The 20,481-nt window shown below is 68.5% G+C and carries 18 protein-coding genes; 8 read left to right on the top strand and 10 right to left on the bottom strand.

Annotation, left to right across the window (positions count from 1 at the left end; genetic code table 11):
- The first annotated feature begins 6 nt into the window (after positions 1-6).
- From nosZ to C9E82_RS11155, 6 genes are read left to right on the top strand one after another with little or no spacing between them, the layout of a single operon-like run.
- Positions 7-1,965: a TAT-dependent nitrous-oxide reductase gene (gene nosZ, locus C9E82_RS11180; RefSeq protein WP_119900904.1), complete on the top strand. Its 1,959-nt coding sequence runs from the start codon at positions 7-9 to the stop codon at positions 1,963-1,965.
- Positions 1,966-1,967: 2 nt separating this feature from the next.
- Positions 1,968-3,296 carry a nitrous oxide reductase family maturation protein NosD gene (locus tag C9E82_RS11175; RefSeq protein ID WP_119900905.1) on the top strand — a complete coding sequence of 443 codons (1,329 nt, stop codon included), beginning with the start codon at positions 1,968-1,970 and terminating at the stop codon, positions 3,294-3,296.
- The gene (locus C9E82_RS11170; protein WP_119900906.1) at positions 3,262-4,161 is read left to right on the top strand and encodes an ABC transporter ATP-binding protein; all 900 of its coding nucleotides are present in this window, start codon (positions 3,262-3,264) and stop codon (positions 4,159-4,161) included. Before C9E82_RS11175 ends, C9E82_RS11170 begins: the two co-directional genes overlap by 35 nt.
- On the top strand, positions 4,158-4,982 hold the full coding sequence (locus C9E82_RS11165; RefSeq protein WP_122449271.1) for an ABC transporter permease: 825 nt from the start codon (positions 4,158-4,160) through the stop codon (positions 4,980-4,982). Before C9E82_RS11170 ends, C9E82_RS11165 begins: the two co-directional genes overlap by 4 nt.
- A complete protein-coding gene (locus tag C9E82_RS11160) occupies positions 4,982-5,581 on the top strand; it encodes a nitrous oxide reductase accessory protein NosL (RefSeq protein ID WP_119900045.1) in 600 nt (199 codons plus the stop codon). Before C9E82_RS11165 ends, C9E82_RS11160 begins: the two co-directional genes overlap by 1 nt.
- The gene (locus tag C9E82_RS11155) at positions 5,578-6,489 is read left to right on the top strand and encodes an FAD:protein FMN transferase (RefSeq protein WP_183154065.1); all 912 of its coding nucleotides are present in this window, start codon (positions 5,578-5,580) and stop codon (positions 6,487-6,489) included. Before C9E82_RS11160 ends, C9E82_RS11155 begins: the two co-directional genes overlap by 4 nt.
- 8 nt (positions 6,490-6,497) lie before the next feature.
- Here C9E82_RS11155 and glpK read toward each other — a convergent pair whose 3' ends face one another.
- From glpK to glpD, 8 genes are all read right to left on the bottom strand, one after another.
- The gene (gene glpK, locus C9E82_RS11150; RefSeq protein WP_119900016.1) at positions 6,498-7,976 is read right to left on the bottom strand and encodes a glycerol kinase GlpK; all 1,479 of its coding nucleotides are present in this window, start codon (positions 7,974-7,976) and stop codon (positions 6,498-6,500) included.
- Between the two features lie 109 nt (positions 7,977-8,085).
- Positions 8,086-9,795, bottom strand: coding sequence for an ABC transporter substrate-binding protein (locus C9E82_RS11145; protein WP_119900018.1), 1,710 nt, complete (start codon positions 9,793-9,795; stop codon positions 8,086-8,088).
- 39 nt (positions 9,796-9,834) lie between these two features.
- Positions 9,835-10,107 (bottom strand): DUF2160 domain-containing protein, encoded by a 273-nt coding sequence (locus tag C9E82_RS11140; protein ID WP_119900049.1) that lies wholly within the window; start codon positions 10,105-10,107, stop codon positions 9,835-9,837.
- 19 nt (positions 10,108-10,126) lie between these two features.
- Complete coding sequence (locus tag C9E82_RS11135) at positions 10,127-10,903, bottom strand: carbohydrate ABC transporter permease (protein ID WP_221035981.1); 777 nt, start codon at positions 10,901-10,903, stop codon at positions 10,127-10,129.
- Between the two features lie 80 nt (positions 10,904-10,983).
- Positions 10,984-11,856: a carbohydrate ABC transporter permease gene (locus tag C9E82_RS11130; RefSeq protein ID WP_119900022.1), complete on the bottom strand. Its 873-nt coding sequence runs from the start codon at positions 11,854-11,856 to the stop codon at positions 10,984-10,986.
- Positions 11,856-12,947 (bottom strand): ABC transporter ATP-binding protein, encoded by a 1,092-nt coding sequence (locus tag C9E82_RS11125; protein ID WP_119900024.1) that lies wholly within the window; start codon positions 12,945-12,947, stop codon positions 11,856-11,858. Before C9E82_RS11125 ends, C9E82_RS11130 begins: the two co-directional genes overlap by 1 nt.
- A gap of 12 nt (positions 12,948-12,959) precedes the next feature.
- Positions 12,960-14,048, bottom strand: a complete 1,089-nt coding sequence (locus tag C9E82_RS11120) for an ABC transporter ATP-binding protein (RefSeq protein ID WP_119900026.1) — start codon at positions 14,046-14,048, stop codon at positions 12,960-12,962.
- Positions 14,049-14,060: 12 nt separating this feature from the next.
- Positions 14,061-15,644, bottom strand: a complete 1,584-nt coding sequence (glpD, locus tag C9E82_RS11115; RefSeq protein ID WP_119900028.1) for a glycerol-3-phosphate dehydrogenase — start codon at positions 15,642-15,644, stop codon at positions 14,061-14,063.
- Positions 15,645-15,974: 330 nt separating this feature from the next.
- Between glpD and C9E82_RS11110 the strand changes: the two genes are divergently transcribed.
- On the top strand, positions 15,975-16,736 hold the full coding sequence (locus C9E82_RS11110; RefSeq protein WP_119900030.1) for a DeoR/GlpR family DNA-binding transcription regulator: 762 nt from the start codon (positions 15,975-15,977) through the stop codon (positions 16,734-16,736).
- A 26-nt stretch (positions 16,737-16,762) separates the two neighbouring features.
- Here C9E82_RS11110 and C9E82_RS11105 read toward each other — a convergent pair whose 3' ends face one another.
- Positions 16,763-17,776, bottom strand: coding sequence for a bile acid:sodium symporter family protein (locus C9E82_RS11105; RefSeq protein ID WP_119900032.1), 1,014 nt, complete (start codon positions 17,774-17,776; stop codon positions 16,763-16,765).
- A 183-nt stretch (positions 17,777-17,959) separates the two neighbouring features.
- On the opposite strand from C9E82_RS11105, the gene C9E82_RS11100 reads away from it, so the two are divergent.
- Positions 17,960-19,219 (top strand): NAD(P)/FAD-dependent oxidoreductase, encoded by a 1,260-nt coding sequence (locus tag C9E82_RS11100; protein ID WP_119900034.1) that lies wholly within the window; start codon positions 17,960-17,962, stop codon positions 19,217-19,219.
- Between the two features lie 15 nt (positions 19,220-19,234).
- Here C9E82_RS11100 and chrA read toward each other — a convergent pair whose 3' ends face one another.
- A complete protein-coding gene (gene chrA, locus C9E82_RS11095; RefSeq protein WP_119900036.1) occupies positions 19,235-20,434 on the bottom strand; it encodes a chromate efflux transporter in 1,200 nt (399 codons plus the stop codon).
- Positions 20,435-20,481 lie beyond the last annotated feature (47 nt).

Here is a 20,481-nt window from a genome sequence, read left to right as displayed (position 1 = left end):
TCGGTCATGGAATCGAAGCAGAACAAGGGTCTCAGCCGTCGCGCCATGCTGGGCGCCACGGCAAGCGGCGCGGTCGCGGCCAGCGCGCTTGGCGGCAGGCTGGCGCTTGGCCCGGCGGCGCTGGGTCTGGGCGCGGCCGGTGTCGCGACCGCGGCCGCCACCGGCGCGGCCCGTGCGGCGGGGGCCGACGGCGCCGTCGCGCCCGGCCAGCTGGACGACTATTACGGCTTCTGGTCCTCGGGCCAGACCGGAGAGCTGCGCATCCTCGGCATCCCCTCGATGCGAGAGCTGCTGCGGGTGCCGGTCTTCAACCGCTGCTCGGCCACCGGCTGGGGCCACACCAATGAATCGATCCGCATCCACGAACGGACGATGACCGAGCGGACGCGGAAGCATCTTGCCGCCAATGGCAGGCGCATCCACGACAATGGCGATCTGCACCACGTCCACATGTCCTTCACCGAAGGGAAATATGACGGCCGCTATCTGTTCATGAACGACAAGGCCAATACCCGCGCGGCGCGGGTGCGGGCCGACGTGATGAAATGCGACGCCATCCTGGAAATCCCCAATGCCAAGAGCATCCACGGCTTGCGCCCGCAGAAATGGCCGCGCAGCAACTATGTGTTCTGCAACGGCGAGGACGAGGCGCCGCTGATCAACGACGGCACGACCATGGACGACGTGTCGACCTATGTGAACATCTTCACCGCCATCGACGCCGATGAATGGCAGGTCGCCTGGCAGGTGATGGTCTCGGGCAACCTGGACAATTGCGATGCCGATTACGAGGGCAAATGGGCCTTCTCGACCAGCTACAACTCGGAAATGGGCATGACCCTGGCCGAGATGACCGAGGCCGAGATGGACCATGTCGTCGTCTTCAACATCGCCGAGATCGAAAAGGCGATCGAGGCCGGGAATTATCAGGAGGTCAACGGCGTCAAGGTTCTGGACGGCCGGAAAGAGGCGAACAGCCAGCTGACCCGCTACATCCCCATCGCCAACAACCCGCATGGCTGCAACATGGCGCCCGACCGGCGCCACCTGTGCGTCGCGGGCAAGCTGTCGCCGACCGTCACCGTGCTGGACGTGACGAAATTCGACGCGATCTTCGATGAGGACGCCGATCCGCGCAGCGCCGTGGTGGCCGAGCCCGAGCTGGGCCTGGGCCCCCTGCACACCGCCTTCGACGGGCGCGGCAATGCCTATACCTCGCTGTTTCTGGACAGCCAGGTGGTCAAGTGGAACATCGAGGACGCGATCCGCGCCTATGCCGGCGAGAATGTCGATCCGATCAAGGACAAGATCGACGTGCATTACCAGCCCGGCCACCTGAAGACGGTGATGGGCGAGACGCTGGACGCCACCAACGACTGGCTGGTCTGCCTGTGCAAGTTCTCGAAGGACCGCTTCCTGAATGTCGGGCCGCTGAAGCCGGAGAACGACCAGCTGATCGACATCTCGGGCGACAAGATGGTGCTGGTCCATGACGGCCCGACCTTCGCCGAGCCGCATGACGCCATCGCCGTCCACCCCTCGATCCTGTCGGGCATCAAGTCGGTCTGGGACCGCGACGACCCGATGTGGGCCGAGACCCGCGCGCAGGCCGAGGCGGACGGCGTCGACATCGACAACTGGACCGAAGAGGTGATCCGCGACGGCAACAAGGTGCGGGTCTACATGTCCAGCGTGGCGCCCAGCTTCTCGATCGAGAGCTTCACCGTGCAGGAGGGCGACGAGGTCACGGTGATCGTCACCAACCTGGACGAGATCGACGACCTGACCCACGGCTTCACCATGGGCAATCACGGCGTCGCGATGGAGGTCGGGCCGCAGCAGACCGCCTCGATCACCTTCGTCGCGGCCAATCCCGGCGTCTACTGGTATTACTGCCAGTGGTTCTGCCACGCGCTGCACATGGAGATGCGCGGCCGGATGTTCGTCGAACCGAAGGCGGCCTGACCATGCGCCTGCCCGCCCTGCTTCTTGGCCTGCTGTTCGCCCTGCCGCTTGCGGCCGAACAGCATGTGGTCGCGCCGCGGCAGGGCGGGCTTGCGGCGGCGGTCGCCGGCGCCGCGCCCGGCGACGTGCTGGTCCTTGCCGACGGGACCCATCCGGGGCCCGTCACCATCGACCGCCCGCTGACCATCATGGGCGGCCAGGCGGCGGTGGTGGACGGGATGGGGCAGGGCACGGTCATCACCATCGACGCGCCGGACGTGGTTCTGGAAGGTTTTTCCATCACCGGATCCGGCCATGACAACAACGACCTGGATGCCGGGGTCAAGATCCTGAAGGGCGCCGACCGCGCGCGGATCCGGGGGCTGGTCCTGACCGGCAACATGCACGGCATCGACATCCATGGCGGCCGCGACGCGCAGGTGATCGGCAACCGGATCACCGGCACCCGCCATCCGCGCATGAACGAGCGCGGCAACGGCATCTATGTCTGGAACAGCCCCGGCACATTGCTTCAGGGAAACTGGATCCGCTACGGGCGCGACGGGATCTTCTCCAATGCCAGCGCCGACAGCTTCTACCGCGACAACGTGATGCGCGACCTGCGTTTCGCGGTGCATTTCATGTATACCCGCAACACCGAGGTTTCCGGCAATGTCAGCATCGGCAACCATCTGGGCTTCGCCATCATGTTCTCGGACCGCGGCCGGATCCTGGACAATCTCAGCCTGGGCGACCGCGAACACGGCTTGATGCTGAACTATGCCAACAATGCCGACGTGACCGGCAACCTGGTGCGCGGCGGCGCGAAGAAATGCCTGTTCATCTACAACGCGCACAAGAACCTGATCTGGAAGAACCGCTTCCAGGGCTGCGGCATCGGCATCCATTTCACCGCCGGGTCGGAACGCAACGTGCTGACCGGAAACGCCTTCATCGGCAACCGGGAACAGGTGAAGAATGTCGGCACGCGGCATATGGAATGGAGCCACGAGGGCATCGGCAACTACTGGTCCGACCATCCCGCCTTCGATCTGAACGGCGACGGCATCGCCGACAGCACCTATCGCCCGAACGACCTGATGGACCAGATCCTGTGGTCGCAGCCCGCCGCCGCCCTGCTGACCGGCGCGCCCGCCGTGCAGCTGGTGCGCTGGAGCCAGCAGAACTTCCCGGCGACGCTGCCCGGCGGCGTGCGCGATTCCGCGCCGCTGATGCGCCCGCTGACCATCCCCGTCCCGCCCGAAATCCAGACCTGGGAAACCGTGGTCGCCGGGCGCTGGACCAAAGGAACCCATGATGACCTCGACCCTGCAGATATCGCATCTCACTAAGCGCTTCGGGGGCGTAGAGGCATTGGCCGACGTCTCGCTGTCGCTGGCGCCCGGCATGCGGGTGGCGCTGCTGGGCCATAACGGTGCGGGCAAGTCGACGCTGATGAAGATCGTGCTTGGCCTGATCCCCTTCGATGGCGGCAAGGTCACGGTCTGCGGCGCCGCGCCCGGATCGGCCGCGGCCCGCGCGCAGGTCGCCTATCTGCCCGAGAACGTGGCCTTCCATCCGGCCCTGACCGGCGCCGAGCAGATCCGCCACTATCTGGCCCTGCGCGGCCAGGACCCGGCCGGCGCCGGGGACCTGCTGGCCCGCGTCGGGCTGGGGCAGGCGGCGGGGCGGCGGATCGGCACCTATTCCAAGGGGATGCGCCAGCGCGTCGGGCTGGCCCAGACGCTGATCGGCAAGCCGCGCCTGCTGGTGCTGGACGAGCCGACCTCGGGCCTCGACCCGGTCTCGCGCCGCGATTTCTATGCGCTGCTGGACGGGCTGGCGGCCGAGGGGGTCGCGATCCTGCTGTCCTCGCATGTGCTGACCGAGGTCGAGGCGCGCAACGACCTGATCCTGATCCTGTCGGGCGGGCGGCTGGTGGCAGAGGGCAGCCTGACGGACCTGCGCCAGCAGGCCGCGCTGCCGGTGGCGCTCAGGGTGACGCCCGCCGGGGATGAGGCCGCCGCGCTGGCCGAGGCGCTGCCCGAGGCCCGCGCCGGGCGCGACGGCATCCTGCACCTGACCTGCCGGCAGGACCAGAAGCTGCCGCTGCTGTCGCGGATCGCCGGGCTTGGGGCGCGGGTCGCCGACCTGGACCTGGTGCCGCCCAGCCTGGAGGACATCTACAGCCATTTCAGCCGGAGGGACGGTCAATGATCGCCCGCATCCTCGCCACCGCCGCAAGCGAATTCCGCATCGCCTTCCGCAACCGCTGGGTCGCCATCGCCTCTTCGCTGATGGTGCTGTTCGCGCTGGTCCTGGCCGCCGCCGGGGCCGCGCCGACCGGCGATATCGGCGCCGACCGGCTGTCGGTCACGGTGGCCTCGCTGACCTCGCTGGCGGTCTACCTGGTGCCGCTCTTGGCCCTGCTGATGAGCTTCGACGCCATCGCCGGCGAGGTCGAGCGCGGCACGCTGCCCCTCTTGCTGACCTATCCCGTCTCGCGGCTGCAGATCCTGCTGGGCAAGCTCTTGGCGCATCTGGCGATCCTGGCCCTGGCGGTGGCGCTTGGCTATGGCGCGGCCGGGGCGGCGGCGTTCTGGACCGATCCGGCCTCGGTCGCGGGGCTGCCCGCGCTGTGGCGGCTGGTCTGGTCCTCGGTCCTTTTGGGCGCGACCTTCCTGGGCGCGGGCTATGCGCTGTCGTCGCTGGCGCGCCGGCCCTCGGGTGCGGCGGGGCTGGCGATCGGGCTGTGGCTGGGGGTGGTGGTGCTTTACGACCTGGGCCTCTTGGCGCTGATCGTCGCCGATGACGGCGGCCGCTTCACCACCGATTTCCTGCCCGCCGCGCTTCTGGCCAACCCGGCCGATGCGTTCCGGCTGTTCAATCTGTCCGCCGCCGAGGCCGGGGCGGCGTCGGGCGGGGTGGGGGGCGCGGCTGCATCGGTGCCGCTGTGGCAATCGGCGGGCTCGATCCTGTCATGGCCGCTGGCGGCGATGGCGCTGGCCTGGGCGGCATTTCGCAAGGTGACACCATGATGATCCGACATCCGAAACCCGCGATCCTGCTGGCCCTGCTGCTGGCCCTTGCCGCCTGCCGGCAGGAGGTCGCGCAGGACATCGGCCCCCGCGACATGTCGGCCGAGACGCTTGGCCATTACTGCCAGATGAACCTGCTGGAACATCCCGGACCCAAGGCGCAGGTCCATCTGCAGGGGATGGAGGGGATGCCGCTGTTCTTCAGCCAGGTCCGCGACGCCATCGCCTATCTCCGCGCGCCCGAGCAGATGGCGCCGGTCCTTGCCGTCTATGTCAACGACATGGGCCGCCCCGGCGCCACATGGGAGGCGCCGGGCGAGGGCAACTGGCTGGCGGCGCAGGACGCCTTCTATGTGCTGGGCTCGGCGCGCGAGGGCGGCATGGGCGCCCCCGAGACGGTGCCCTTCGGCAGCCGCGACGCGGCGCTGGCCTTTGCCGCCGCGGAAGGCGGGCAGGTGCTGGTGCTGGACGAGATCGCCGACGAGATGGTGCTGGCCCCGGTCGAGATGGGCCACGGCCATGACCACGGCGCCGACGAGGATGCCGATTTCGAACGACGCCTGCGCGCCCTTGCGCGCCCCGCCGGAGCCGAGCCATGATCACCCGCCGCCGCTTCATCGCGATTTCCGCCGTCCTTGCCGCCTTGCCCGGCGCCGTCGCTGCGCGGCCGGTCCCGCAGCTTCGCACCGGGCAGGCGATGGGGGCGCAGGCCTCGCTGCGGATCGACCATCCCCGGGCCGGGGCCATCGCCGCCCGCGCCTTCGCCGAGATCGACCGGCTGGAGGATATCCTCAGCCTCTATCGCCCGGACAGCGCGCTGTCGCGGCTGAACCGGGACGGCCGGCTGCCCGCGCCGCCCTTCGAGCTGCTGGACTGCCTGGCGCTGGCCGGCGCCGTTCATCGCGGCAGCGGCGGGCGCTTCGATCCGACGGTGCAGCCGCTCTGGGCGCTGTGGGCGGAAGCCGCCGCCGAAGGCCGCCGGCCCGGGGCCGAGGAGATCGCGGCCGCCCGCCGGCGCGTCGGCTGGCAAGGCGTCAGGCTGGACGCACAGCGCATCGCCCTGCGCCCCGGCATGGCGCTGACGCTGAACGGGATCGGGCAGGGCTATGTCGCCGACCGCGTGGCGGATCTGCTGGCGGCCGAGGGGCTGACCGACATCCTGATCGACACCGGAGAGCTGCGCGCGCTTGGCGCCCGGCCCGGCGGGCGCGACTGGCCGGTGACATTGCAAGCGGGCGGCGCGGTCGGGTTGCGGGATCGCGCGCTGGCAAGCTCGGCCCCGCTTGGCACCTGTTTCGACGCGGCGGGCAGGGACGGGCATATCCTCGATCCCGCGACCGGCAATCCGGTCCGCCCGGTCTGGCGCGGCGTCACGGTTTCGGCGCCCTCGGCGGCGCTGGCCGATGCCCTGGCCACCGCCGGCTGCCTTCTGCCCGACCGCCGCGCGCTGGAGGACCTGATCGCGGCCTTCCCCGGCGCCCGGCTGGAGGCGGCGCACCCCGCCTGACCGCGCAATCAGACGGCCATCGTGGCCCGGACGGCGCGGCCCCAGCGGTCGTATCGGGCGTTGCGCGTGGCCGCGTCCATCGCCGGCCGGAACCGGCGCTCCAGCGCCCAGCTTTCGGAAAATTCCGCAGGCCCCGGACAGATGCCTGCCTTCATGCCCGCCAGCCAGGCCGCCCCCAGCGCCGTGGTCTCCAGCACCTGCGGCCGGTCCACCGGCGCGCCGATGATGTCCGAGAGGAACTGCATCGCCCAGTCGGACGCGCTCATCCCGCCATCGACGCGCAGCACGCCCTCGGCCGCGCCCTGCCAGTCGGCATGCATCGCCTCCAGCAGGTCGCGGGTCTGGAAGCCGACGCTTTCCAGCGCGGCGCGGGCCAGCTCGGCCGGGCCGGAATTGCGCGTCAGCCCATAGATTGCGCCCCGGCATTCGGCATTCCAGTGGGGCGCGCCCAGTCCCGTGAAGGCCGGCACCAGCACCAAGTCCTGCGAGGGATCGGCGGTTTCGGCCAGGGCCTGGGTCTCGCCCGCCTTGCGGATGATCTTCAGCCCGTCGCGCAGCCATTGCACCACCGCCCCGGCGATGAAGATGCTGCCCTCCAGCGCATAGGTGGGCTTGCCCTCCAGCTGATAGGCGATGGTGCCCAAGAGGCGCGAGCGGCTTTCGACCAGCGTGTCGCCGGTGTTCAGCAGCGCGAAGCAGCCGGTGCCATAGGTCGATTTCATCATGCCGGGGCTGAAGCAGGCCTGGCCGACGGTCGCGGCCTGCTGGTCGCCCGCCACGCCCAGGATCGGGACCGGCCGCCCGAACAGGTCGGCGCGGGTGGTGCCGAATTCGGCGGCGCAGTCGCGCACCTCGGGCAGCATCGCCATGGGCACGTCCAGCAGGTCGCAGATCGTGCGGCTCCAGCGGCCCTTGCGGATGTCGTAAAGCAAGGTGCGGGCGGCATTGGTGGCGTCGGTCGCATGGACCTGCCCGCCGGTCAGCTTCCAGATCAGCCAGCTGTCCACGGTGCCGAAGGCCAGCTCGCCGGCCTCGGCCCGCGCCCGCGCGCCCTCGACATGATCCAGGATCCATTTCAGCTTGGTCCCCGAGAAATAGGGGTCCAGCAGCAGCCCGGTCCGCGCCGTCACCATCGGCTCATGCCCGGCCTCCTTCAGCGCCGCGCAGATGTCGGCGGTGCGGCGGTCCTGCCAGACGATGGCGTTGTGGATCGGCTGGCCGGTCCTGCGGTCCCAGACCAGCGTGGTCTCGCGCTGGTTGGTGATGCCGATCGCGTCGATGCGCGGGTTTCCGGCCTTCTCGATCGCGGCGCGGGCGGCGCCCGCGGTGGTCGCCCACAGGTCGTCGGGATCGTGTTCGACCCAGCCCGAGGCCGGGTAATGCTGGGGAAATTCCTCTTGCGCGATGGCGGTGATGCGCAGATGCGCGTCGAACAGGATCGCGCGCGACGAGGTCGTGCCCTGGTCGATGGCAAGGATATGCGGCATTCCGGCGGCCCCCGTGTCCGGTCGTGTCCCGTTGTCTCGTTGCCTCCCCCGGCAGCCCGGCCAAGGGAAAATCGGGGGCGCGGCGGATGCGCGCCCCCGCGATGCCGGCCTATTCCTGCCAGCGCTGGATCAGTTCCTCATAGGCCACCGTCACCGGCTCGGGCTTTTCGTTTTCCAGCTTCGGCTTGGGCGCGCCGGGCTGGGCCAGCCAGTGCTCGGGGTCCTGCGGCTCGTTCAGGACCGGGCCCAGGTCGCCCTGCACGCCGGAACGCTGCAGCCGGTCGAGGATCGATTCCTGCTGTTCGCACAGGGCGTCCAGCGCCTCTTGCGCGGTCTTCGCGCCCGAGGACGCGTCGCCGATATTCTGCCACCACAGCTGCGCCAGGCGCGGATAGTCGGGCACGTTCAGCCCGGTATCGGACCAGCGGGTGCGGTCGGGCGAGCGGTAGAATTCCACCAGACCGCCCAGGTTCGGCGCGCGTTCGGTGAAGCTTTCATGCCGGACGGAACTGTCGCGCACGAAGGTCAGGCCGACATGGGATTTCTTGGTGTCGACGGTCTTCGAGACGATGAACTGCGCATAGAGCCACGCGGCCTGCGCCCGGTCCACCGGGGTCGAGGTCATCAGCGTGGCCGAGCCGACATCCTGATAGCCGACCTTCATGCCCTCTTCCCAATAGGCGCCATAGGGCGAGGGGGCCATGCGCCATTTCGGCGTGCCGTCCTCGTTCATGACCGGCAGGCCTTCCTTGACCATGTCGGCGGTGAAGGCGGTATACCAGAACATCTGCTGGGCGATATTGCCCTGGGCGGGCACCGGGCCGGCCTCGGAGAAGGTCATGCCGGCGGCGGCGGGGGGCGTGTAGTTCTTCAGCCAGTCGATGTATTTCTCGATGGCATAGACGGCGGCCGGGCCGTTCGTGTCGCCGCCGCGCGCCACGCAGGAGCCGACCGGCTGGTAGTCGTCGTTGACCCGGATGCCCCATTCGTCGACCGGAAAGCCGTTCGGCTCGCCCACGTCGCCCGCGCCGGCCATCGACAGCCAGGCATCGGTGAAGCGCCAGCCCAGGCTGGGGTCCTTCTTGCCATAGTCCATGTTGCCATAGACCTGCACGCCGTCGATGGTCTTGCCGGTGAAGAATTCGGCGATGTCTTCATAGGCCGACCAGTTGACCGGGACGCCCAGGTCGTAGCCGTATTCTTCCTTGAACTCGGCCATGATCTCGGGATCGGTGAACCAGTCGTGCCGGAACCAGTAGAGATTGGCGAATTGCTGCACCGGCAGCTGATACAGCTTGCCGTCCGGCGCCGTGGTCGAGGCGAGGCCGATGAAATCCTCCAGATCCAGGCCGGGATTGGTGACATCGGCGCCTTCGCCCGCCATCCAGTCGGTCATGTTGCGGACCTGCTGATAGCGCCAATGCGTGCCGATCAGGTCGGCATCGTTGATATACATGTCATAGACGTTCTCGCCGGTCTGCATCTGGGTCTGCAGCTTCTCCACCACGTCGCCCTCGCCGATCAGGTCATGGGTGACGCGGATGCCGGTGATCGCGGTGAAGGCCGGGGCCAGGACCTTGCTTTCGTATTCATGGGTGGTGATGGTTTCCGACACGATGCGGATGTCCATGCCCTGGAACGGTTCGGCCGCGTCGATGAACCATTGCATCTCGGCTTCCTGCTCCTCGCGGGTCAGCACCGACAGGTCGCCGATCTCGGCGTCCAGGAACGCGCGGGCGGCGTCCATGTCGGCCCGGACCGGCGCGCCGGTCACGATCAGCGCCAGCGCAAGGGCCGTGGTTGAGTATCTGAGTTTCATTTCTGTCCTCCCTGAATGAAACGTCTTGCGGTTGCCCGGTCAGACCCAGCGGAACACCGCCGCGGCATAGACGAGGCAAAGGATCAGCGCGCCCCAGAGGGGGGCACCGAAGGCGGCAAGCCAGGCCAGGCTGATGAAGGCCGAGCCCAGAAGGCTGATGAACAGGCGGTCGCCGCGCGTGGTCTCGATCCGCAACACGCCGCGGCGCGGGCTTTCGGGAAAGCGGATCGCAAGGATCGTCATCACCACCAGAAGCCCGGCGATCGTCAGGAAGAAGACCGCGGTGGGCATGGTCCAGGCCATCCATGACAGGTTCATAGCGGCGCCCCCCTCAGACGCGGCCCAGGGCGAAGCCCTTGGCGATGTAGTTGCGGACGAAATAGATCACCAGCGCGCCGGGGATGATCGTCAGCACGCCCGCGGCGGCCAGCACCCCCCAGTCCATCCCCGAGGCCGAGACCGTGCGCGTCATCGTCGCCGCGATGGGCTTGGCATTCACCGAGGTCAGCGTGCGCGACAGAAGCAGTTCGACCCAGCTGAACATGAAGCAGAAGAAGGCCGCCACCCCGATCCCCGAGGCGATCAGCGGCATGAAGATCTTCACGAAGAAGCGCGGGAAGGAATAGCCGTCGATATAGGCGGTCTCGTCGATTTCCTTGGGCACGCCGCGCATGAAGCCTTCCAGGATCCAGACCGCCAGCGGCACGTTGAACAGGCAATGCGCCAGCGCCACGGCGATATGGGTGTCGAACAGCCCGACGCTGGAATAAAGCTGGAAGAAGGGCAGCGCGAAGACCGCCGGCGGCGCCATGCGGTTGGTCAGCAGCCAGAAGAACAGGTGCTTGTCGCCAAGGAAGGTATAGCGCGAGAAGGCATAGGCGGCGGGCAGCGCCACGGTGATCGAGATCGCGGTGTTCATGACCACGTAGATCAGCGAGTTCACATAGCCCATGTACCAGCTGGGATCGGTCAGGATGGTGACGTAATTGGCGAAGGTCAGGTTGCGCGGCCACAGCGTGAAGGTCGAGGTGATCTCGGTATTGGTCTTCAGGCTCATGTTGACCAGCCAGTAGATCGGCAGCATCAGAAACAGCAGATACAGCGCCATCACCACGGCGCTGCCCTTGACGCGGGGCAGGGCGCGGCGGCGGGGCGCGGCGGCGGTGGGGGCGAATGCGGTATCGGTCATCAGATGCCCTCGCGTTTGTCGAGATTGGTCATCACGGTGTAGAACACCCAGGAAATCAGCAGGATCACCAGGAAATACATGATCGAGAAGGCCGCGGCGGGGCCAAGGTCGAACTGCCCGATGGCCATCTTCACCAGGTCGATGGACAGGAAGGTCGTGGCATTGCCCGGCCCGCCGCCCGTCACCACGAAGGGCTCGGTATAGATCATGAAACTGTCCATGAAGCGCAGCAGGATCGCGATCAGCAGCACGCCCTGCATCTTGGGCAGCTCGATATAGCGGAACACCTTCCAGCGGCTGGCCTGGTCGATCTTGGCGGCCTGGTAATAGGCGTCGGGGATCGATTGCAGCCCGGCATAGGCCAGCAGCGCGACCAGCGAGGTCCAGTGCCACACGTCCATCACGATCACCGTGACCCAGGCGTCGAAGGCATTTGCGGTATAGTTGTAGCTGATGCCCAGCTTCGCCAGCGTGTGCCCCAGCAGGCCGATGTCCACCCGCCCGAAGATCTGCCAGATCGTGCCGACCACGTTCCACGGGATCAGCAGCGGCAGCGCCATCAGCACCAGGCACAGCGAGGCCCAGAAGCCGCGCTTGGGCATGTTCAGCGCGACGAAGATGCCAAGCGGCACCTCGATCGCCAGGATGATCGCCGAGAACAGGATCTGCCGCATCAGCGCGTCGTGGATGCGCGGCGAGGCCAGCACCTGCTGGAACCATTCCAGCCCGGCCCAGAAGAACACGTTGTTGCCGAAGGTGTCCTGCACCGAGTAGTTCACCACGGTCATCAGCGGGATCACCGCCGAGAAGGCCACCAGCACCAGCACCGGCAGCACCAGGAACCAGGCCTTGTGATTGACTGTCTTTTCCATCAGGCGGCCTCCCCCAGCCGTCCGGCGGGCGCCACGCGCCAGTCGTCCGAATAGACGTTGATCTTGTCGGGCCGGAAGGCCACGCGGGTCATGTCCGGCCCGATCCCGGCGCCTTCCTCGGCGATGATGTTGATCTCGCGGCCGAAGAACTCGGCCCGGACGATCTTGTGGCGGCCGACATCCTCGACCCGGCGCAGCCTGACCGGCAGCCCCTCGGCCGAGGTCAGCCGCGCGAATTCCGGCCGGATGCCGATCTGCGCCCGCCCGCCGACCGGGCCGTAGCCGGCGCCAAGCGGCACCGCGCAGCCCTCGACATGGGCCACGTTCCCCTCGATCCGCGCGTCCAACAGGTTCATGCCGGGCGAGCCGATGAAATAGCCGACGAAGGTATGGGCCGGGGTCTCGAACAGTTCCTGCGGGGTGCCCATCTGCACGACGCGGCCGTCATACATCACCACCACCTTGTCGGCGAAGGTCAGCGCCTCGGTCTGGTCGTGGGTGACATAGATCATCGTGTGGCTCAGCTCGCGATGCAGCGTCTTCAGCTGGGTGCGCAGCTCCCATTTCATGTGCGGGTCGATCACGGTCAGCGGCTCGTCGAAGAGGATCGCGTTCACGTCCTCGCGCACCATGCCGCGGCCCAGGCTGATCTTCTGCTTGGCATCGGCGGTCAGCCCGCGCGCCTTGCGGTCCAGCACGGCCTCCATGCCGATCATCCGGCCGATCGCCTCGACTCGCGCGCGGATATAGGCGGCATCCATGCGCCGGTTGCGCAGCGGGAAGGCCAGGTTGTCGCGCACGCTCATCGTGTCATAGACGACCGGAAACTGGAAAACCTGCGCGATATTGCGTTCCGCGGTGGGCGCGTCGGTCACGTCGCGGTCGCCGAACAGCACCCGGCCCTGGCTGGGCCGCAGCAGCCCCGAGATGATGTTCAGCAGCGTGGTCTTGCCGCAGCCCGAAGAGCCCAGCAGCGCATAGGCGCCGCCGTCCTCCCAGACATGGTCCATCTGCTTCAGCGCAAAATCCTCGGGCCCCTTCGGATGGGGCAGATAGGAATGCGCCAGGTTCGACAGGGTGATCCGTGCCATTTCCCCTCCCTTTCAGGCGGCGACGGCATAGGGGGCGGGTGCCACCAATGCGCCGTTTTCGCCGAAGACGTAAACGAAGGCCGGGTCCAGCCAGACCGGCATCCTTGTGTCCGGCTCGATCTGGTGCACGCCATGGACCAGCCCGACCCAGCGGTCGGTGCCGTGATGCAGATGTACGAAGGTCTCGGATCCGGTGATCTCGGTCACTGCCAGCCGGCAGTCAAATTCCAGCACCGCGCCGGGACGCGGCGCGATCTCGACATGGTTGGCGCGGAAGCCGGCCAGATAGCGGCCGTCGGCGATCCCGGCCAGGCTGCCGGTGGCGGGCGCGGTCTGGCCCTCGCCGAACATCAGCCGCGGCCCGGCCTTGGTGACGGGCAGGAAATTCATCGGCGGATCGGAAAACACCCGCGCGGTGATCGCGTCCCGTGGCTGGCGATAGACCTGCGGCGTCGGCCCGAACTGCGTCACCCGGCCTTCCCACAGCGTCGCGGTGTTGCCGCCCAGCAGAAGCGCCTCCTCGGGTTCGGTCGTGGCATAGACGAAGATCGCCCCGGAGGCCTCGAAGATCTTCGGGATCTCGGCCCGCAACTCCTCGCGCAGCTTGTAGTCCAGGTTGGCCAGCGGCTCGTCCAGCAGCACCAGCCCGGCGCCCTTGACCAGCGCGCGGGCCAGCGCGCAGCGCTGCTGCTGGCCGCCCGACAGCTCCAGCGGCTTGCGGGCCAGCATCGGGGTCAGCTTCATCATCTCGGCGGTCTCGCGCACGGCGCGGTCGATCTCGGCCCGCGACTTGCGCTGCAGCCGCAGCGGCGAGGCGATGTTGTCATAGACCGAGATCGAGGGGTAGTTGATGAACTGCTGATAGACCATCGCCACCTGCCGGTCCTGGACCCGCATCCCGGTCACGTCGGCGCCATGCCACAGGATGCGGCCCTCGGTCGGCACGTCCAGCCCGGCCATCAGCCGCATCAGGCTGGTCTTGCCGGCCAGCGTCGGGCCCAGCAGGACGTTCATCGTGCCCTTTTCCAACGTCAGCGTGGTCGGCGCGATATGCGTCTGCGCGCCGACCCTCTTCTCGACGCCGATCAGTTCCAGTGCCATCCGGCCTCCTCCCTATTGTGCCGCGCAGCCGGGGCGGTTCCGCGTTGCCGCAGCCTCGGCCATGAAGGCCGCCAGCGCCGCGACCTGTTCGTCCGACATCCGCAGCCCCAGCTTCGAGCGCCGCCAGATCACGTCCTCGGCGCTCAGCGCATATTCCTTGTCCATCAGCCAGTTCAGCTCCGCCTCGGTCAGCGTCGCGCCGAAGTCGCGGCCCAGGTCGGCGGCGCTGCGGGCGCCGTTCAGGATCGCCCGCGCCTCGGTGCCATAGGCGCGCACCAGCCGCGCGGCCCATGGCCGGTCCAGGAACGGGTAATCGGCGATCAGCCCGTCGGTCAGCGCCGCGACGCCATCGACCGGGAAATCGCCGCCGGGCAGCGGCACCCGCGCCGTCCAGTCGCCCGAGGCTTGCGCGAAGAACGGCGCCAGTTTCGCCAGCGCGCTTTCGGCCAGCCGGCGATAGGTGGTGATCTTGCCGCCGAACACGTTCAGCAGCGGCGCATCCCCGGCGCCGCCATCCAGCGACAGCACATAGTCGCGCGTCGCCGCGGTCGCCGACTTGGCGCCGTCGTTATACAGCGGCCGGACGCCCGAATAGGTCCAGACGATGTCGTCCCGCGTCACCGGCCGGGCGAAATATTGCGAGGCGAAGGCGCAGAGGTAATCCTGCTCGGCCTCGGTGCAGCGGGCCTCGGCGGGGCTGCCCTGGTGGTCCTGGTCGGTGGTGCCGATCAGGGTGAAGTCCTGCTCGTAGGGAATGGCGAAGACGATGCGCCCGTCCTGGCCCTGGAAGAAATAGCAGCGGTCATGGTCGAACAGGCGGCGGGTGACGATATGGCTGCCCCGGACCAGCCGCACCCCTTCGGTCGAGGCGATGCCGGCGACGTCGCGGATCACCTCCTCGACCCAGGGGCCGCCGGCATTGACCAGGGCGCGGGCCCGGAAGGTTTCCTTGCGGTCATCGGCATGGGTGACGCCGATGGTCCAGGCGCCCCCCTCGCGCCGGGCCGAGGTGACCCGCGCCCGCGTCATGATCCGCGCGCCGCGCGCCTCGGCATCGCGGGCGTTCAGAACGACCAGCCGCGAATCCTGGACCCAGCAGTCGGAATATTCGAAGGCGCGGCGGTATTTCGGCTGCAGGGGCCGCCCGGCCGGATCGCTGGCCAGGTCCAGCGCGCGCGTGGCCGGCAGGATCCTGCGGCCGCCCAGATGGTCATAGAGGAACAGCCCCAGCCGGATCAGCCAGGCCGGGCGGCGCCCCTTCAGCCAGGGCATGAACAGGCCCAGCAGCCGCGAGGCGTGGGTTTCGCCCTCGAAGCGCATGTCGCGGTGATAGGGCAGCACGAAGCGCATCGGCCAGCTGATATGCGGCATCGCCGCCAGCAGAGTCTCGCGCTCGACCAGCGCCTCGCGCACCAGCCGCAGCTCGAAATATTCCAGGTAGCGCAGCCCGCCATGGAACAGCTTGGTCGAGGCCGACGAGGTCGCCTGCGCCAGGTCGCCCATCTCGGCCAGCGCCACGGTCAGGCCGCGGCCCGCGGCGTCGCGGGCGATGCCGCAGCCGTTGATGCCGCCGCCGATGACGAACAGGTCGAACATGTCCTGATCCGCTGCGCCTTGCGTCACGATGGTCCCCCTCCAGATGATGACAGGACACAACATTGATGCGCGATTCGTCAATGATGATTTTCGTTTGTTTTCGTTTTTCCGCTAATAGATTGTTTTCACGCGGCAAGCCTGGTCGGGATGTCCCGGATAACGAGCGATATTCCGGCCAGCCCAGCCGTCCGCCACCGCCGAATCTGTCTGCGGCAGACGCGGAAATGTTCGCTTTCTCCTCATGTGCGAAAGCTCTTTCGCTTGTACCGGCATCTACCGCATACTGCGCCGAAAGGAACCACAGACAGGCATTAGCGAAAGGAGACGCGCATGGCCCTCAGCTTTCGGCAGAGCGAGATCCTCGACTTGGCCCGCAGCGAGGGGCGCGTGGTGGTCGAGGCGCTGGCCGAGCGGTTCAACGTCACCGTGCAGACCATCCGCCGCGACCTGTCGGAACTGGCCGATGCGGGGATGCTGGACCGCGTGCATGGCGGCGCGGTGATCCGCTCGGGCATGTCGAATATCGGATACGAGCAGCGCCGCCGCCTGAACGAGGATGCCAAGGCGGCCATCGCGCGGGCCTGCGCCCAGGCGATCCCGAACAATTCCTCGCTGTTTCTGAACCTCGGCACCTCGACCGAGGCGGTGGCGCGGGAATTGCTGAACCACCGCAACATCACCGTGGTCACCAACAACATGAATGTCGCCAACATCCTTGTCGGCAACGAAAGCTGCGAGATCATGGTGGCGGGGGGGTTGCTGCGCCGCTCGGATGGCGGGCTGGTGGGCGACCTGGCGGCGCAGATCATCGAGCAGTTCAAGGTGGATTACGCCATCATCGGCACCTCGGCGCTGGACGAGGACGGCGACCTTCTGGATTTCGACCTGCAAGAGGTCCGCGTCAGCAAGGCGATCATCCGCCAGTCCCGGCGCTGCTTCCTTGTCACCGACGCCTCGAAACTGTCGCGCAGCGCGCCGGCCCGCATCGCCTCGCTGCGAGAGATCGACATGCTGTTCATCGACCAGCCCCTGCCGCAGGCCCTGGCCAGCAAATGCGCGGAATGGGACACCAAGGTCGTGGTCGCCGGCTGAGCGCCGCGGCCGCGACGCATCGGCGGTCAGGCCCGCCGTTCTTCCTTGCCCGCCCGCCCGCTCGGCGCGGGTGTGGCCGCCACCCGCGCCGACAGGTTGCCCGCGATGCCCGAGCAGACCAGCAGCTGGACCATGTGATAGATCATCACCGGCAGGATGATCGCGCTGACCTGCGCCGCCGGGAACAGCGCCATCGCGATCGGCAGCCCGCTGGCGAGGCTCTTGGTCGCGCCGCAGAACAGCAGGGTGGCGCGGTCCTCGGGCGGCAGGCCGGCGGCGCGGCCGGCAAGCCGCGTTGTCACGATGACAAGGAACAGGAACAGCAGCACCACCCCAAGCGTGACCAGCAGGCTTGCGGGCGGGATGCTGGACCAGACGCCCGCCACCGTGCCCGCGCTGAAGGCGGCGAAGACGATCAGCAGGATCGAGCCGCGGTCGACGATGGTGGTCATGAGCTTGCGGCGGTTCAGCGTGGCCCCGATCCAGCGCCGCAGCAGCTGGCCGGCGACGAAGGGCAGCAGGATCTGCAAGCCGATCTTCTCGACCGCCTCGAAGGTCACGCCGGCGCCCTCCAGGTGGATCAGCTGGGCCACCAGCAGCGGCGTCAGCACGACGCCGACGATATTGGACAGCGACGCCGCGCAGATCGCCGCCGCGACATTGCCGCCCGAGATCGAGGTGAAGGCGATCGAGCTTTGCACGGTTGAGGGCAGCACCGCCAGGAACAGCAGCCCCAGCGACATCTCGGGGCCAAGCGCGCGTCCGAAGATCGCGATCAGCGCGAAGCCCATGACCGGGAAGACGGCATAGGTGGTCGCGAAGGTCAGGCCCTGCAGCTTCCAGTTCAGCAACCCGGCCCGGACGGCGCGCGGATCCAGCTTGCCGCCATAGAGGAAGAACAGCACCGCGACCGCCCAATAGGTCAGGTATCCCAGGATCTCGGCGCCGATGCCACGGGCCGGCAGGGCCACGCCCAGGACGGCGGTCAGCATCAGCAGGATCATGTAGGCGTCGATGCCGATCCGTTTGAAGAGGTTCATGTGCCGGGCTTCCCTGCTGGCTGCCGCCTTGCGACCTTCCTGCCCCCGCAAGCGGCGCCGGGCGAAGGACCTCGCGCCTGATATTGCCTCTGCCCTTGCGGATCAACCCGTGCTGGCCCGCGCGGCGGGAACGGATCGGCGCCGCGGCGGTTGAATGCGGGGGGCGCGGAAAGGGACAAGCGGATGAAGCACAGGGTCGTCGTCGTCGGAGCCGGTTTCGCGGGCCTGCAGCTGGTGCAGGACCTCGATGGCGCGGGCTGCGAGATCACGCTGATCGACCAGCGCAACCACCACCTGTTCCAGCCGCTGCTCTACCAGGTGGCGACGACGCTGCTGGCCACCTCGGAAATCGCCTGGCCGATCCGGCGCATCCTGCGCAGGCGGCGGGACGTGACGACGCTCTTGGCCACCGTCACCGGCATCGACCGGGCCGCGCGCGAGGTGGTGCTGGGCGATGGCGGCCGGGTGCCCTTCGATACGCTGGTCGTGGCGACCGGCGCGCGGCACGCCTATTTCGGCCATGACGGCTGGGAGGCCGACGCCCCCGGCCTGAAGACGCTGGAGGACGCGACCACGATCCGCCGCCGCCTGCTGCTGGCCTTCGAGCGGGCCGAGCTTGCCCGCGACCCGGCCGAGCGCGCCGCGCAGCTGACCTTCGCGGTGATCGGCGCCGGCCCCACCGGGGTCGAGCTGGCGGGCATCATCGCCGAACTGGCGCATCGGATCCTGCCCGGCGAGTTCCGGCGCATCGACACCCGCAAGGCGCGGATTCTGCTGATCGAGGCCGGACCGCGCATCCTGCCGGCCTTCATCCCGTCCCTGTCCGCCTATGCCGCGCGGGCGCTGGAACGGCGCGGGGTCGAGGTGCGGACGGGCGTTCCGGTCACGGATGTCGGCCGCGAGGGGATCGTCCTGGGCGAACAGCCCTTGCCCGCGCGCACGGTGATCTGGGCGGCGGGGGTGCAGGCCTCGCCCGCCGCGGGTTGGCTGGGCGCCAAGGCGGACCGCGCCGGGCGGGTGATCGTCGGCGACCAGCTGGCCCTGCCCGACGATCCGCAGATCTTCGTGCTGGGCGATACCGCCCATGTGGAAAACGACGGCCAGCCGGTGCCCGGCGTCGCGCCGGCCGCCAAGCAGCAGGGCAAGCATGCCGCACGCCAGATCCGCGCGCGACTGCAGGGCAAGCCCCCGCCCGGGCCGTTCCGCTATCGCCACATGGGCAATCTGGCGACGATCGGGCGCAATGCGGCGGTGATCGATTTCGGCCGGTTCCAGATGAAGGGCCGCCTGGCCTGGTGGGTCTGGGGGCTGGCCCATATCTATTTCCTGATCGGCGCCCGCTCTCGGCTGATGGTCTCGCTCAGCTGGTTGTGGAGCTTCCTGTCGGGCCAGAACTCGGCCCGGCTGATCACCCAGAAGGAAACGCTGCGCGAACGGCCGTGAGCCGGTGCCTCGTCGTCACAAGGACAGCCCGATGCCCCCCAGCGCGGCCATCGCCACCACCATCCAGGGCTGGAGCCGCCACAGCATCAGCGCAATGAGACAGGCCAGCGCCAGCGCGAATTCCCGCATGTCGTGGATCGCGCCGGTAAAGACCGGGTCATAGAGCGCGGCGCCCAGGATGCCCACCACCGCGGCATTGGCGCCCTGCATCAGCGATTGCGCCCGCGCCATGCTGCGGAACCTGCCCCAGAAGGGCAGGGCCGCGACCAGCAGCAGGAAGCCGGGCGCGAAGATCGCCAGCAGGGCGACGATCGCGCCCGCCACGCCATGCGGCGCCGGTCCCTGCACCGCGCCCAGATAGGCGGCGAAGGTGAACAGCGGCCCCGGCACCGCCTGGGCCGCGCCATAGCCTGCCAGGAAGGCCTCGGGCGGGACGCGGCCGGTGCGGACGGTCTCGGCCTCCAGCAGCGGCAGCACCACATGCCCGCCGCCGAAGACCAGCGATCCGGCGCGATAGAAGGCGTCGACCAGCGACAGCAGCGGCGAGTCCCCGGCCAGCAGCGGCAGCAGAACCAGCAGCGACAGGAACAGCGCCAGCGCCGCCAGCGCCGCCCGGCGCGTGACCGGCAGCGCGACATGGCTGCCGGCCGGCCCGCTTGCGCCCTGGCCCAGCCACAGGCCCGCCAGCCCGCCCGCCGCGATGGCGCCGACCATGCCGAAGGTGCCCGGCAGGAAGGCCAGCACCGCCACCGCGCCCAGGGCGATGGTGGCGCGCGCGCGGTCCGGGCACAGGCTGCGCGCCATGCCCCAGACTGCCTGGGCCACGATCGCCACCGCGACGATCTTCAGCCCGTTCAGCGCCCCCTGGGCCAGGGGCCCGCCAAGCGCCGGGGCCGCCAGCGCGAACAGCAGCAGGATCAGCGCCGAGGGCAGGGTGAAGGCCAGGAAGGCCGCGAAGGCCCCCCGCCACCCCGCGCGCATCATCCCCAGCGCGAACCCCACCTGGCTGGAGGCCGGGCCGGGCAGGAACTGGCACAGCGCCACCAGATCGGCATAGGCCCGGTCGTCCAGCCAGCGCCGCCGCGTCACCAGCTCGTCCCGGAAATAGCCCAGATGCGCGATCGGGCCGCCGAAGGAGGTCAGGCCCAGCTTCAGGAAGGCGGCGAAGACCTCGGCCGCGCTGCCCTGTCGTTCTTGCGTTTCCTCGATCCTCATCCGGTCGCGTTTCCCTGCCCCGTCATGGTTGCGCCCCCCTTGTCCGG

This window comes from Paracoccus sigandri (assembly GCF_003709565.1).
Taxonomy (GTDB): Bacteria; Pseudomonadota; Alphaproteobacteria; order Rhodobacterales; family Rhodobacteraceae; genus Paracoccus; species Paracoccus siganidrum.
Note: the sequence above shows the minus strand (reverse complement) of the source record. Positions and strands in the feature narration are given on the sequence as shown.